The organism is Synechococcus sp. WH 8109 (genome assembly GCF_000161795.2).
Lineage (GTDB): Bacteria > Cyanobacteriota > Cyanobacteriia > PCC-6307 > Cyanobiaceae > Parasynechococcus.
In genome coordinates, this window is record NZ_CP006882.1 from 241,845 (window position 1) to 255,100 (window position 13,256).

Sequence of the window (13,256 nt, forward strand, 5' to 3'; positions counted from 1 at the left end):
GCAAAAAGGAGGCGGTGCGCCGCCAAGGCAATGCTGCTGCGGACAATGAGCTTGCCAGCTCATTTCTGAAATCACGCTCTGGTCAGACCAGTGTGTGGCGCGGTTTGATCAGGAGATGGCATCAATCTTCCAGGTCTTTGCGGCTAGGGGTGCGGCTTGGATCGCTCGCAAGGAACCCGAACACAAAGATCCCGAGGAAGAAGAAGACGACCGAGTAAACGGAGATCTTGAGGGCGAGCATGGAGACCGACCGGCGTCTGTGACAAGGGCATCATCCTATGGGGCATGACAGCGTCAGCAGGGGAATGAACCCTGATCAAGTCGGTCGATCGGAGTGGATTGAAACGTTTCGCAGTCGCTCGCGGTGTGATCTGCGTGCTGGTTGGAGCCGCTCAGGCGCCGCCCAGGCTGGGTTTTTTCTCGATGAAAGCTGGGGATCAACGCACCGGCCGGACTGGGCCAAGCGTGGTCTGCTGATCTGGCCCAGGGGACGCCAATGGCTGCGTCTTGAGCAGCGGTTGAGCTGGCCTGATGGCTGGAGTGACAGTGATTCCTGCCGTGCCCGGCTGGTGCTGAGCTGGTGGGCCGAGCAGATGCGTCTCTGGGTGGATGGTGTGTTGGTGCATGAAGGAGATCTCTTCGATACCGCCTGTCGCTGGCCTTTGCCCCAGCGATGTCGCCAGGGAGCTGCACTGGGTCTTGTGCTGGAACTCTGCAGCCCCTTGCATGACGATGGAGCTCTGATCAGCAGCCATCTCGACCTGGAGCCGCAGACCGCAGGCTCCGACCCCGAGGGCACGCTGTTGCCTGCGGCCCTCGAGCTGCATCTGGCGGCAGATGGCGATCTGCCGCCGCATTGGGCGGATCTGGATCCCAGCGGTGTTGCGGCGCAGGCTGCTGTTGCAAAGCACCTGCACCAGGCAGACACTCCACGAGGGGCGTTGCATTGGCTGGGTCATGCCCATCTCGATCTGGCTTGGCTTTGGCCGGTCGCTGACACCTGGCAGGCCGCTGAACGCACCTTCCGATCAGCGTTGGCTCTGATGCGTCGCTGGCCCGAGCTGCGCTTTGCCCATTCCACGCCGGCGCTTTACGCCTGGATGGAGCAACATCGGCCAGCTCTTTTTGCGGAGATCCAGGTGGCCAGCCGGTCCGGCCGCTGGGAACCGATCAATGGCCCCTGGGTGGAGACCGACTGTGTGCTGGTCAGCACGGCGTCGTTGTGGAATCAGTTCGCTCTCGGTCAGGACGACAGCCGCCGCCGTTTCCCGGAGTGGACCCATGAGTTGGCCTGGTTGCCGGACAGCTTTGGCTTCGCTGCTGGCCTGCCTGCCGTGGCGTCAGCCACCGGTGTGCGCTGGTTTTGCACCCACAAGCTGGCCTGGAACGCTGAAAACGCTTTCCCCCACCGTTTGTTCCGCTGGCGGGGACGGGGATGCTCCGAGCTGCGCAGCCTGATGCTGCCGCCGATCGGGCGTCGCGCCGATCCTGTCGAGATGCTGGACGAGCAGCGGGCCTGGCATCAGGCCACGGGGCTGGAGGCGGCGCTCTGGATTCCAGGTGTTGGTGATCACGGTGGTGGTCCCACTGAGGAATTGCTGGAGCAGATCGAGCTCTGGGAAGGGCAAGCGGCCGCTTTGCCCACCCGAGCCGGCACGGTGCGGGAGTTCTTGACCGAGCTGGAGCAAGATGATCAGGCCTGGCCGGTGTGGCGTGATGAGCTCTTCCTGGAGTTGCACCGTGGCTGCGCCACAAGCCGTCCGGATCAGAAGCGCCACAACCGAACGCTGGAGCGGCTTTTGCGGGAGGCTGATGCAGTCTCAGCCCTGTTGGCGATCGCAGGTCGCGACAGCGGCAGCAGCGACTGGCGCCCGCTTTTGTTTCAGCAGTTTCATGACATCCTTCCGGGAACCTCGATCCCGGAGGTATTTGACCAGGCCGAACCGGTCTGGCGCTCGGCCCGGCGCCAGGCCCGCGAGGAACGCGACCGGCGGCTGGCAAGGCTGCCGCTTCCGAAGGACACAGCGGCAGCATGGAGTTGGTGGGGTCTGCAGCCCTTGGCCTCCTGGTCGCCTCTGGTTCGCCTTCCTGCGGGATCGTGGTCAGCGGACGCCGTTTCACTGCCGCAGCAAGGCGCTGCCGCTGGTGGTACCTGGGTGCAGCTACCGCGTCAGCACGGGATTTGTTCGGTGCCGCTCCGGCGTGAACCAGGCTTGACGTCCTGCGCGGCTGAGCCCCGTCAGGCTGTGGTCATCACGTCGCTGGGGGCGGAAGCTTGGCGTGTGGGCAATGGTCTGATCGAGCTCGATGTCTCCGCGGCCGGACTGCTGACTTTGCGGGATCGCGATGGACAGGACCAGTTGTCGTCTCCCCTGCAGTTGGAGCGTTATCGGGACCGGGGCGAATTCTGGGATGCCTGGGATCTTGCGGCGGACTACCGATCTCAGCCCCTGGGCGTGCTCTGTACGGATTCCCTGGAGTGGCTCGACCAGGGCCCCCTGGTGGCGCATCTGGTGCTGCGGCGCCAGCTCGGTGCCAGTTGCATGCGTCTGGACCTGCGGCTAAAGGCCGACACGCCCTGGCTGGAGCTGATTTGCAGTATCGACTGGCGCCAGACCCATGAGCTGCTGCGTCTGGAGCTACCGCTGGCGACCCCCGCCGTCCGCATCGCTGCTGACACCAGTGGAGGGGTGATCGAACGGCCCGCTGAACCGATGACGGCTCGGGAACAAGCCCGTTGGGAAGTTCCTGTGATCTCCTGGTTCGCCTCGCAGTCGGCAGCTCCCGGAGGCGGGATGGCTGTGTTGCTGGATGGCCCCCAGGGTGTGGATTGGTCTTCAGACCGACTCGGCACTTCGCTGCTGCGTGGTCCGACCTGGCCTGATCCGAGCGCTGATCAGGGATGGCATCGCCAGCGTTTGGCCCTCATGCCGTTTTCGGGCTCGTGGAGTGATGCCGGTGTGTCTCAGGCGGCCATCGCCTTCCGCGAGCCAGGGTGGTGTGCGGCGTTTCCTGCGGAGCTGCGTCAGTGGTTCCCATCGCTGCCGTTGCAACTGACGCCGGTGGTGTTGGAGCGCCATGCCGATGGTTGCCTGCTGAAGCTGCTCAATGCAGGATCTGCGCGCTGTCGCTGGACCCCCGGAGCGGGTTGGACTGTCCGCAGGGAAGCTGACTCAATTGCTGCTACTGCCTTGGTGATCGCACCGGGAGAACTCGTCTCCCTGGTGGTGGATCAGTCCTCGTGATCGTCGAACGGGTCGTCGAGTGCTTTTGATGGAGGGCCAAAGGCTTGATACACGCCAAATCCGGTGAGTCCGAACAAAACGGCGAGCACGCCAATGGCGACGGACAGGGCTGGGGACGACGTTTCCATCACATCTCTCGACAGGATCAACCCCGAACCGGAGTCGGCCCCTACAGTATCGAGACTTCAAACCACCCGAGACCCAGCGTCGCCATGGCACAACGCACCCGTCTGGGAGACCTTCTCCGCCCACTGAACTCCGAGTACGGCAAGGTGGTTCCCGGTTGGGGCACCACTCCCGTGATGGGCATCTTCATGGTGCTGTTCCTGGTATTTCTGCTGGTGATTCTTCAGCTGTACAACAAGTCCCTCATCCTCGAGGGCATCAACGTGAACTGGAACGGCCTCGGCTGATCTGCACCCATGAACATCTTCGGCGTCGGTCTCCCCGAAGTGGCGGTTATCGGCGCAGTTGCTTTGTTGGTCTTCGGCCCGAAACGCCTACCCGAGCTTGGTCGGACACTTGGTAAAACCCTGAAGGGCTTCCAATCCGCGTCCAAGGAATTCGAACGCGAGATCAATAAAGCCATGGCTGAACCTGAAGTTTCCGGTGAGGCTTCAAAGCCGGTCGAAGAACTTCCCCCCAGCGACTGAGTTGATCCAGCGGTATGACCACTGATCTCAAGCTGGTGGTGGGTCTGGGAAATCCGGGAGCGAAATATGCCGGCACCCGTCACAACATCGGCTTCATGGCCTTAGAGCTTTTGGGTGAGCGCTCTGGGTTTAGTTTTCGTCATCAAGCCAAGTTGCACGGTCTCGCAGCCGATACAGGGGTTGGTGAGCAGCGGTTGCGCTTGCTGATGCCTCAGACCTACATGAATGACAGCGGTCGTGCCATTCGTGCGGCCCTCGATTGGTTCGGCCTGGAGCCTCACCAATTGCTGGTGCTGGTGGACGACATGGATCTTCCGCTGGGTCGTTTGCGGTTGCGGGCCCAGGGCAGTGCCGGCGGGCACAACGGTTTGCGCAGCACCATTCAGCATCTCGGGACCCAGGCGTTCCCGAGGCTGCGAATCGGCATTGGTGCGCCGGCTGAGAACCCTGCCGAACGCCGCGCCCGAACGGTGTCCCATGTTCTTGGTTCGTTCAGCAAGGCGGAGCAACCATGTGTCGGCGCTGTTCTTGATGCTGTTTTGGATGGGATTCAACGTCTTCAGCGCCAGAGCTTTGAGCGCGCTGGAACCTGGATCAACGGCTTCCGCTATGACCTGGAGCCGGTCGACTGATGCCGGCACTTCCGGCGACAACGGCCCATTTACGGGTGCTCCGACAGTGTTTTCAAGCCAAGTGCGTGGAGGGTGAAGTTTCTGCTGGAGGGTTTGAGTGGCAGTTTTCCTGGGCCTTTGATCGCGGCGAACTTGTGGTGGAGCCGTCCCTGGGACGTGCCCTGATTGAGGATGCCCTGCGACGGTTTCTGGTGCGTTCTGATTACAGGCTGGAACCGGGGGGTGATTACACCTTCATGGTCCGGGCCAGGTTCTGAGCGAGAACGTGGGAGCAGGCTCCGGCCATTTCAGGCGACATTGCAGGTGCTCCTCAAGCATCACCAAAGCTGCAACAGCATCCAGATCCACCGGTGGAATGCGCAGTCCTGCCGGCAGCATCCGTCGCCAACCTCGAGCCGGCCACAGCGCCCAATAACGCTGTCTTGCCCTCAGGGTTGTTCCCTGCTCCGGAACCACGGTGAGATGGCCCAGCCGTTCCAGTCGCTGGATCCAGGCTCGGCTTCCCGTGCCATCGCCGATCAGGATGCGGTCGAGAGCTTGGTCTTGATTCCACTGCTCCAGCCAGGGTTCGACGGCCTCCGGGGCTAGTACATGCCCTTCGCGCACCAGACCGAGCTGAAGATCGGCCAGCACAAGACCACATTTGCAGCGGCCTGGATCGAGAACGGCCACCCGTTTCATGGGGAGGCCTGAATGGTGACGACGACAGGATCGGCACTGTCGCTGACCCCCGCGGAAATCACTTCCAAGACCACGCTTTGGCTGGGTCCTTCCATCAGGGTCTGGGCCAGTTGGGAGAGGGCTGATCCATCGAACTGAAGGCCCTCGGTCAGGGATCCCCGCCGCTGCACTTCGGCATAGGCCGAGGCCAGGAGAAGGTTCAACCGTGTGCGAATGCCCTCTGGGGTGCGTTCACCCGGTTGCAGTGCGGTGGTGGCCAGCACATCTCCGCGTTGGGTCACCGGACGGTTCGGACGCACCTCGGGGAAGGCATAAACCGCTGTTTCACCCCGCAGCACATTGGTGGCTGAGCGCAGCGAGATCACCCAGGTCTCCGGTTTGCGGATGATGCTTTGCAGGCGTTCCACATCGCTGCGCGGAACGCGGATCAACTGGCGTTCGGGTGCTTCGCCAGGTCGCACTTTCCGGTAGGCGTTGAGATTGGCCTCCTGCAACAGCCTGTCGACAGCCTGTTTGGCCTGGTCCAGGGCATCGAGTCGAACAGTTGCTCTTGCCAAGGTCTGTCCGCTGCTGATCACCACCGATCCACGCCTCAAGGCGACCAGATTGCGTTCCAGTTCTTTGAGTTCCTGCTCACCGGCACGGATGCGGCTGCGAACGCTGTTGAGTTCTGCTTCCGTGCGCTGGATGTCTGCATCGCGTGAGGCGATGTCCTGGCTGAGGCGTTCACGTTCGGCTTCGAGTTGGGCCAGCTCCTTCTGAAGAGGAGCCAGTTCGAGGCGCAGGGTGTTGGCCCGTTGCTGCGATTGCTCGAGCTCAATGACGATCCGTTTGGTTTCCGTTTGGGTCTTGTCCCGTTCCCGCTCGGCTGCCTCCAGCTGTTGACGGCTGTCCTGGAGTTTCTCCTGCAGGGCATCCAGTTCAAACAGGCCCACCCGCAACTGCCGGCTCACCAGAAGCATCAGGCCAAGTGAGAGTGCGCTGATCAGGCTGCCGGTCAACACCGTGATCAAAACGGCGGTGCGCCGTGGGCGCATGCTGAACAAACTCAGTCGCGCTTTGCCGACACGGCTGCCCAAGCGGTCGCCCAGGGTCGACAGCACACCCCCGAGCACCAACAGAACCAGGATCAGTGCCCAGCCGCTCATGGCTGCACAAGTCGTGCGATGGCAGGCCTAGCTGAAGCGCTTGGCCAGCGCGATCGGATCCAGAACCGTGATTTTCTTGCGGTCAATCTGAACCAGACCGGACTGACGCAAGTCTCCCAGCAGACGCGTAATTGTGACGCGTGTTGAGCCAATTGCTTCAGCGATGGCCTGATGGGACAGGCGCAGGTCGATGGTGATGCCCAGCTCATCCGCTACTCCGAAATCCCTGCAAAGCACCAGCAGGAAGCTCACCAGCCGGGATGACATGTCCCGATGGGTGAGGGTTTCAATCATCGTCTCGGTCTGCAGAATCCGGCTGGAGAGACCCTGAAGCAATCGCAGGCCAACGCTGGTGTCTGCTTCGATGGCGGCCTTTACGGAGGTCGCCGGTGCCGTCACCATTTCGACCCGGGTGAAGGCCACAGCGTGATAGAAGCGGTCGGACCGTTGACCTGTCAGCAGCGACAGCACCCCGAAGAGGCTGTTCTCGCGGAGCAGGGCAACGGTGATCTCTTCTCCTGATTCGTAGACGCGGGATAGACGAACGGCTCCCCGGCGGATCAGATACACCCGTTCTGCGGGATCTCCGGGGAAGAAGATGGTCTTGTTGCGATCCACCAGTTCACTGCTGGCGCCATCGAGATCCCGGATGATCTCCAACAGAGAACGGTTGGCGGGCTCTGCGCTGGGAGCTGGAGCCACCATCTGCGGGGCGTATCGGCTGAAACCTCGGCTACTGGTCATGACAACCCCCTGTTGAAGCGAAGTTACGGAGCCGGCGGTGGCGGCCATGTAGCGGTTATTACGTAACGCTGCTGTGCTCGTTGAAGGCCTGGCGTTGCGCCTGCATCAGGGATGTCAATCCCGGCTCTGCTAGATCCAGCAGCTCATTGAGTTGGCTGCGACTGAAGGGCGCACCCTCCGCAGTCCCCTGGATTTCTAGCAGACGGCCATCGCCGGACTGCACAACGTTCAGGTCCACCTCGGCACGGCTGTCTTCGCTGTAGTCCAGATCCAGCAAGGCCTGGCCATCAACCAAGCCCACGGATACCGCCGCCACCTGATCGATCAGGGGCGATTGCTCCAGGACTCCTTGGTCCACCAGTGATCGGCAGGCCTGGTCCAGGGCGAGCCAAGCCCCGGTGATCGAGGCCGTCCGGGTGCCGGCGTCCGCTTGGATCACGTCGCAGTCGATCAGCAAGGTGCGCTCCCCTAGGCGCTCCATGTCGATCACGGCGCGCAGGCTTCGGCCAATCAGCCGCTGAATTTCCTGGGTGCGACCCGAGAGTTTCATCAGCTCCCGTGATTGCCGCTGTGGGGTGGATCCTGGCAGCAACCGGTATTCGGCGCTGAGCCATCCGAACCCTTCTCCCTTGCGCCAGCGGGGAACCTTGTCCTCCAAGCAAACGCTGCAGAGAACAGCGGTTCGGCCGGTGTGAACCACAAGAGAGCTCAAGGCAAACCCCATGGGATTCCAGTTCACCGAGAACGGTCGCAACTGCTGCGGGCGACGGCCATCAGTGCGTTGTTCAGGGGATTGACTCATCGGTGGTGTGCAGTTCGTCAAGCCTCGCAGGCGGTTGGTTCTCGCCCTGTCCAAACACCATGGGTGGTGTCAATCCCCTTGTGGAATGTGATCTCGCCGCTACATTCAAGGTCTTGCCGGGGTCGCCCGGACAGATGCTTCCGTGATGACCACAAGCCTCGCCGACCCCCAATCCTTCCAGAATTCCCTGGATCGGGATCAGCAGGCCTTACAGCGGGCGGGCCTGAGGCCCTTGCCTGACGTCTCTAACTCGCCACCCATACATCTGGTGGCTCCCGAAGGGCAGCTGCAAGTGCATACGGCGCCTTATCGAGGTAGTTTCGCCAGTGTGCTCAGCCAGTCCATGCGAGCTGCCGGCTTGGGCAGTCGTGTTCTGATCAGTCAGTTCCTCAAAGGGGGTGTGCAGCAAGGACCGGCCGGCCGGGTGCAGCTTTGCGGAGGCCTTGTCTGGCTGCGGCCGCAAGTTCCCCTCTGCCTCTCCTCGCCGGGGCATCCAGGTGGCGCGGAGGCGGTGGCTGAGGTTTGGTCCATTTGCCGCCAGCATCTGATCCAGGGAGATCTTGACCAGTTGGTGTTGGATGAAATCGGCCTGGCAGTGGCCTTCGGATACCTGGATGAAGCGGACGTGATTGCAGCCCTTGAGCAGCGGCCCGCTTCGATGGATGTGATCATCACTGGACCTGCCATCCCCGCCGGTGTGGTGGAGATGGCAGATCAAGTCACGGAGTTGCGCCGAGGTTTCTGATGCTCAAGTGCGATCGCTGGATCACCGAACAGGCCGGGCAGGGAATGATCGAGCCATTCCAGAGCGGTCTGGTCCGTCACCTGGAGCCGGAGCAGAAGCTGCGGCCAGTGCTGAGTTTTGGTTGCTCCTCCTACGGCTACGACTTACGCCTCTCTCCCCAGGAATTTCTGATCTTCCGGCATGTTCCAGGCACGGTGATGAACCCCAAGCGGTTCAACCCTGCCAACCTCGAACCCACTCCCCTTCATGAGGATGAAGACGGGCGTTATTTCATTCTCCCGGCCCATTCCTATGGCCTCGGTGTGGCCTTGGAGAAGTTGCGCGTTCCCCCCAACATCACCGTGATCTGCTTGGGCAAGAGCACCTATGCCCGTCTTGGAATCATCGTGAACACCACCCCGGCAGAAGCGAGCTGGGAGGGTCACCTCACCCTTGAATTCAGTAACAGTTCCGGTGCTGACTGCCGCATCTATGCCGATGAGGGCATCTGTCAGCTGCTGTTTTTTGAGGGTGATCCCTGCTCGACGACCTACAGCGATCGACAAGGCAAGTACCAGCACCAACCGGAACGGGTGACGCTGGCCAAGGTCTAGTTCTCTCCTGATTAGGGGGCCAAACGCGCCCGGTGCAGCCTGCTCTTTGAGTACCAGGCTGCAAATTCAGGGGCCCACTCCACCATGTGGGGCCACATCAGATCACAGAGCTGGCGGATCTCGAGCTGGGCATCGAGCTTGGCCCGCAGATCCATGAAGTGCAGGAACGCTCGCAGGCTGAAGCTCACCACAAAATGCTGGCGGTAGTCGAAGGGAAGGATGCCGCGGGCGTGCTCCTCGGCGAAGCCGGCCCTGAGCAGATCCCTGTAGCGCTCTGCGGCGCTCCGGCAGAGATCAAGATCCTGTTGGCGTAATGCTTCGGTGTAGGCGTATTTCTTGCCCTGTCGATCGCTGTACATACCGATGGGCCGCAGATAGAACACCTCTTCCAGGTCCAGGGCTCCATCCGCTGCACGGCAGATGCGTTCACCGGTGTAACGCATCGATTGCACATCGAAGCTCACTCCAACCCGGTGGGTGCGGGCCTGCTGCATCACCGAGTGCGGGAACCAGCCCACGTTCAGCACGATCTGCGCATGCTCCATCGGGCCGTAGTGGCCGCGTTCTCCAGACAGCAGGCGTTTTACACAGATCTCTCCAGCCCGCTGCTCATCTGGCCAGTTGGCACGATCTTCGGCCACGAATCCTTCGCTGTAGTCCTGATGCATGGCGGCGTACACGCATTGCTGCGGGTTCGGCGTAGCTGCGATCAGATCGACCCGAAAGCGGTCCATGGGAGCGTCAGAGTGACGAGTTGTGGTGATCATGGCGAGGCGTGTCAACCATGGCTGCGGGGCCCCGCGTTGGCTGGGCTCGAGGCCCCTGCCATCGCCTTGTTCGCAGAGGGGGGCGTCAGCAGCTGGCTGATGTTGCCGACGCCAGGTAAGGCCGGCAACGGCTGATTTTCAAGCAGTGCTGTGGTGAGCAGCTGGAGCTCCTCAGCGCTGCGAAAACCGAGGGATCGCCCCTTGGCTTCCCCCTCAGCGTTGAACAGGTTCAACTGGGGAATGCCGTTGACGTCGTAGCGATCAACAAGATCTTGCCAACGGGGGTTGTCGACGTTGACCAGAACAACATCGAGTCGATCTCGCGATTGCTTCTCCAAATCCAGCATCGAAGGGGCCATCTCTCTGCAGACCTGGCACCAATCGGCGTAGAACTCGATCAGCGTTGGGCGGCCGTTGGTTAACGCTGTTTGTGGGTCGAGGGATCGTCTCGCCAGCTGCTCCATCGGGCTTTCGCTCTGAATGCCACCGCGGAGGACAACCAGGCCGGTGGCCAGAGCCACCGCAATCAGCACCAGCACCCATCGCTGCGCTATGCCCAGGGGCGAAGACTCCGGGGTGCCTGTCATCGCACGTCAACCGCAGCGATCACTCTGGCAGCTCCTTCGAGAGGCCGCCGCTACCTTGATTCCATGCCAATTCTGCGACTGCTGAGCCTTCCGGTTCGTGCGCCGTTGCTGACGGTGCTGTTTCTCGTTGCGGTTGTGCTCGGCAACCATTGGCAGATTGTTCAGCCCTCCTTCACGTCTCCCTATGGCGTGAGTGCGGCCTGGTTCTGGGGTTTCGTGCTGCTTCAGACCCAGGTGGTTGTCGTCTTCTGCACCATGCCCGATCTGCTGTTGCGCCAGGTGTCGTTGCTGATGGCATCGAGCCGGGTGATGACGTTGGTGGTCACGCTGCTGGTGGTGATCACCGGTGGCATCTACCTGCTGAAGCTCAATGTGCTCACCGACGTTTTGATCTTGGCCTCAGCCGTGCTGTTGGCCAGGCTCGATCTCATCCGCATCGGTGTTCTGCCCGCCGCCGGGATTTGCCTGCTTTTGATGAGTTTGGTCGTGATCGCTGGCATCGTCGCCGGCACGCTTCTGCCCCACCCCACCGCCACTCTCTTTGCAGAACGATTGTTTGCCGCCTAGGTAGCCGAGCAGATTGTCCAGCACTTTCTTGGTGTAGAAGCGTGTTTCCGGGTAGGGAATGCGTTCCACCCAGAGCTCATCGTCGACTTGATCCGTGGGTTGCGCCCAAGAGGCCACAGCACCAGGCCCGGCGTTGTAACTGGCAATGCTGCGAAAGGGGTCGTTCTCCCATTGCTCCAGCAGGTGGTTGAGGTAGCGCGCGCCCAGTTCGAAGTTGTCGGCGGGATCCTTCAGCATTGCCGTACTGGTTGGTGCGTCAGCCATCTCTGTGGCCGTAGAGGGCAGCAATTGCATCACCCCTACGGCCCCAGCAGGGGAGACGACACCAGGAGCAAAGCGTGATTCCTGTTTGGCTATCGCTCGCAGCAGATTGGCTTGAATGCCTGCTTGCTCTGCCGCTGTCTGTATCTCAGCTTCGAAGAGGCGAGGGAATTGGCTGCGATGCAGAAGAGTCCGTTGATGGCAGCTCGGCTCACGCCAGCGGAGGCTGAGCCACCAGAGCTGGTCCAGTCCCATCCAGGTGTCCCCGACGGCAAGGCGCAGCCTGCCTTCGGCGAGACGTTCCTCGGGTGGCGTCGGGACGGCAGGATCGGCCTGGGCCTGCCAGGCCTCCCAGGCGGCGTGCACCTGGCCTAGGCGCCAAAGCTCATTTACCAGGCGGTGATGGCTGTTGAGCGGTTGCCAGGCTGGTGGCTCCTGCTGCGGGTCTGGGGATCGCAACGCCAGGGGTTCGGCCATATCCAGCTGCTCCATGGCGCGCCATCGGTAGTAGCCCCCGGGGAAGACCCCGATCAGGCGGCGCCAGGTGCGTTCTGCCTTCGTCGTCTCGCCGAGTTGCTTGTGGCTAAGCCCCAACCAGAACAGCCGCCGCGTCTCCAATGGTGGTGGGAGGGGGCCATCCTCATCGGGGCGTTCCAGCAGGGTGCGGGCACGATCCCAATCTCCAGCCAGAAATGCCTCGCGGGCGAGGTCCCATTGGAGTTGCCAGATGTCGGGGTTGTTGGGCCAGCGGCTCAGGGCGGCATCCGCCCCATCGCCGCCGGCGAGTCGCACGCGAGCTGCGGCGACAGCGGCTGAGCGCTCCTCAAGGGCAGCCGGAAGGGCATCCAGCACTCCAGGCTGGGCATCGAGCGGTTCGCTCAAGATCCTTGCTGCTTCAAGGCTGGCGGGGTGGTTTGGGTGGCTCTGCGCCAGGGTTAGCAGCCGGGCTGTACCTGCACCAGGGTTGCCATGCAGCAGCAGGGAATGACCGATGGCTAGCTGGGTCTCTGGGGAGGCCTCAAGCTCCTTAAGACAGGTCAGTGCGGTGTCGGCATGACCTTGTTTTGCCAGTGCTTGCGCCAAGATTTCGCGTTGGTCGGGTTGAGGTGCCTGCGCTCCCGTGGCCTGGCAGGCGTCACGCATCAGCCCAAGGGCGCCGGCTCGGCGCGAATTCCAACGGGCCAGGTGCAGGGCGCCTTGATGGCTTGCCAGCGCTTTGGAGCCATCCCGAGCCGCCAAGGTCAGTGCTGCGGGGTGCGCCGGTTGCTGTTGGAGCAGCTGCTGGTGAAGAACGGGCTTTTTGTTGCCAAGCGCCAATCGAGCCCAAGCGGAGCCGGGTGCTTCGGGAAAGCGATCCAACAGGAGCTGCCAGGTCTCAGCCGCGTCTGATGGCTTGCCCTGGGCGGCGGCGGTGAGGGCTGCACGTTCGAGCACCACGGCCGCCATTGGATCGCGCCCCCAGCCTTGGCCATGGAGCAGTTGCGGTGACCCATCCCTGGCCACCATCAACAGGGCGGCCTCTCGACGGGTCTGCGGATCGATGGCCCAGCGGTAGTGCTGCCAGAGCCTTGCCTGCGAGACCTCAGGCGTGAGGCGCTGATGCTGCTTGTTCAGTAGCAGCTGCCCGCCCCATGCAGTCAACCCACTGAAACCAGCAACCGAAAGCAGCAGCAGCGTTCCGATTCGCGGGCCTGCCTGCACACCCAACCTGGAGCTCGATTCATTCTGATGCTTCGAAGACAGTTGGTGAGCCTTTGATCGCCTGCGGGTCGTGGAGGGCAGAGCTGCACCTGTCACGTCCTTGGGAATCAGTCTCAGAGGTGCTTCCTAT

General features: G+C 62.1%; 16 protein-coding genes and 1 pseudogene. 8 read left to right on the forward strand and 9 right to left on the reverse strand.

Annotation, left to right across the window (positions count from 1 at the left end; all coding sequences use genetic code 11):
- Positions 1 to 121 precede the first annotated feature (121 nt).
- The gene (locus Syncc8109_RS01165; RefSeq protein WP_006042333.1) at positions 122 to 241 is read right to left on the reverse strand and encodes a photosystem II reaction center protein I; all 120 of its coding nucleotides are present in this window, start codon (positions 239 to 241) and stop codon (positions 122 to 124) included.
- 64 nt (positions 242 to 305) lie between these two features.
- Here Syncc8109_RS01165 and Syncc8109_RS01170 point away from each other — a divergent pair, with 64 nt between their 5' ends.
- Entirely contained in the window at positions 306 to 3,245 is a 2,940-nt protein-coding gene (locus Syncc8109_RS01170) for a glycoside hydrolase family 38 C-terminal domain-containing protein (RefSeq protein ID WP_006851694.1), read from the forward strand.
- On the opposite strand, the gene psbN is transcribed toward Syncc8109_RS01170, so the two are convergent.
- The gene (gene psbN, locus Syncc8109_RS01175; protein ID WP_011363291.1) at positions 3,233 to 3,373 is read right to left on the reverse strand and encodes a photosystem II reaction center protein PsbN; all 141 of its coding nucleotides are present in this window, start codon (positions 3,371 to 3,373) and stop codon (positions 3,233 to 3,235) included. The two genes, Syncc8109_RS01170 and psbN, sit on opposite strands and share 13 nt — an antisense overlap.
- Before the next feature lie 84 nt (positions 3,374 to 3,457).
- Here psbN and psbH point away from each other — a divergent pair, with 84 nt between their 5' ends.
- The 4 genes from psbH to Syncc8109_RS01195 are packed head-to-tail and all read left to right on the forward strand — an operon-like array spanning position 3,458 to position 4,787.
- Positions 3,458 to 3,658 (forward strand): photosystem II reaction center phosphoprotein PsbH, encoded by a 201-nt coding sequence (gene psbH, locus Syncc8109_RS01180; protein ID WP_006849996.1) that lies wholly within the window; start codon positions 3,458 to 3,460, stop codon positions 3,656 to 3,658.
- 9 nt (positions 3,659 to 3,667) lie between these two features.
- Entirely contained in the window at positions 3,668 to 3,898 is a 231-nt protein-coding gene (locus Syncc8109_RS01185) for a TatA/E family twin arginine-targeting protein translocase (RefSeq protein WP_006851123.1), read from the forward strand.
- Positions 3,899 to 3,912: 14 nt separating this feature from the next.
- The gene (pth, locus tag Syncc8109_RS01190; RefSeq protein ID WP_006851750.1) at positions 3,913 to 4,530 is read left to right on the forward strand and encodes an aminoacyl-tRNA hydrolase; all 618 of its coding nucleotides are present in this window, start codon (positions 3,913 to 3,915) and stop codon (positions 4,528 to 4,530) included.
- Complete coding sequence (locus Syncc8109_RS01195) at positions 4,530 to 4,787, forward strand: DUF3146 family protein (RefSeq protein ID WP_011363294.1); 258 nt, start codon at positions 4,530 to 4,532, stop codon at positions 4,785 to 4,787. The genes pth and Syncc8109_RS01195 overlap by 1 nt, the downstream gene beginning before the upstream one ends.
- Here the strand turns inward: Syncc8109_RS01195 and Syncc8109_RS01200 are convergent.
- From Syncc8109_RS01200 to rph, 4 genes are read right to left on the reverse strand one after another with little or no spacing between them, the layout of a single operon-like run.
- Positions 4,765 to 5,211, reverse strand: a complete 447-nt coding sequence (locus Syncc8109_RS01200; RefSeq protein WP_006849722.1) for a hypothetical protein — start codon at positions 5,209 to 5,211, stop codon at positions 4,765 to 4,767. The two genes, Syncc8109_RS01195 and Syncc8109_RS01200, sit on opposite strands and share 23 nt — an antisense overlap.
- Positions 5,208 to 6,359: a DUF3084 domain-containing protein gene (locus tag Syncc8109_RS01205; protein ID WP_006849899.1), complete on the reverse strand. Its 1,152-nt coding sequence runs from the start codon at positions 6,357 to 6,359 to the stop codon at positions 5,208 to 5,210. The genes Syncc8109_RS01200 and Syncc8109_RS01205 overlap by 4 nt, the downstream gene beginning before the upstream one ends.
- A gap of 27 nt (positions 6,360 to 6,386) precedes the next feature.
- Positions 6,387 to 7,103, reverse strand: coding sequence for a global nitrogen regulator NtcA (ntcA, locus tag Syncc8109_RS01210; RefSeq protein ID WP_006850810.1), 717 nt, complete (start codon positions 7,101 to 7,103; stop codon positions 6,387 to 6,389).
- Between the two features lie 58 nt (positions 7,104 to 7,161).
- The gene (rph, locus tag Syncc8109_RS01215) at positions 7,162 to 7,905 is read right to left on the reverse strand and encodes a ribonuclease PH (protein WP_006851255.1); all 744 of its coding nucleotides are present in this window, start codon (positions 7,903 to 7,905) and stop codon (positions 7,162 to 7,164) included.
- Positions 7,906 to 8,050: 145 nt separating this feature from the next.
- On the opposite strand from rph, the gene Syncc8109_RS01220 reads away from it, so the two are divergent.
- Entirely contained in the window at positions 8,051 to 8,650 is a 600-nt protein-coding gene (locus tag Syncc8109_RS01220; protein ID WP_006852129.1) for a cob(I)yrinic acid a,c-diamide adenosyltransferase, read from the forward strand.
- On the forward strand, positions 8,650 to 9,243 hold the full coding sequence (dcd, locus tag Syncc8109_RS01225) for a dCTP deaminase (RefSeq protein ID WP_006849961.1): 594 nt from the start codon (positions 8,650 to 8,652) through the stop codon (positions 9,241 to 9,243). Before Syncc8109_RS01220 ends, dcd begins: the two co-directional genes overlap by 1 nt.
- Positions 9,244 to 9,254: 11 nt before the next feature.
- Here dcd and thyX read toward each other — a convergent pair whose 3' ends face one another.
- Both thyX and Syncc8109_RS01235 read right to left on the reverse strand, forming a co-directional pair.
- Positions 9,255 to 9,977, reverse strand: coding sequence for an FAD-dependent thymidylate synthase (thyX, locus tag Syncc8109_RS01230; RefSeq protein ID WP_025362042.1), 723 nt, complete (start codon positions 9,975 to 9,977; stop codon positions 9,255 to 9,257).
- A 44-nt stretch (positions 9,978 to 10,021) separates the two neighbouring features.
- Positions 10,022 to 10,597 (reverse strand): thioredoxin domain-containing protein, encoded by a 576-nt coding sequence (locus tag Syncc8109_RS01235; RefSeq protein WP_006851041.1) that lies wholly within the window; start codon positions 10,595 to 10,597, stop codon positions 10,022 to 10,024.
- 63 nt (positions 10,598 to 10,660) lie between these two features.
- On the opposite strand from Syncc8109_RS01235, the gene Syncc8109_RS12765 reads away from it, so the two are divergent.
- Entirely contained in the window at positions 10,661 to 11,164 is a 504-nt protein-coding gene (locus Syncc8109_RS12765; protein ID WP_025362043.1) for a hypothetical protein, read from the forward strand.
- A 132-nt stretch (positions 11,165 to 11,296) separates the two neighbouring features.
- Here the strand turns inward: Syncc8109_RS12765 and Syncc8109_RS13140 are convergent.
- Positions 11,297 to 12,931, reverse strand: a pseudogene (locus Syncc8109_RS13140) (transglycosylase SLT domain-containing protein); the annotation flags it as partial.
- Positions 12,932 to 13,256 lie beyond the last annotated feature (325 nt).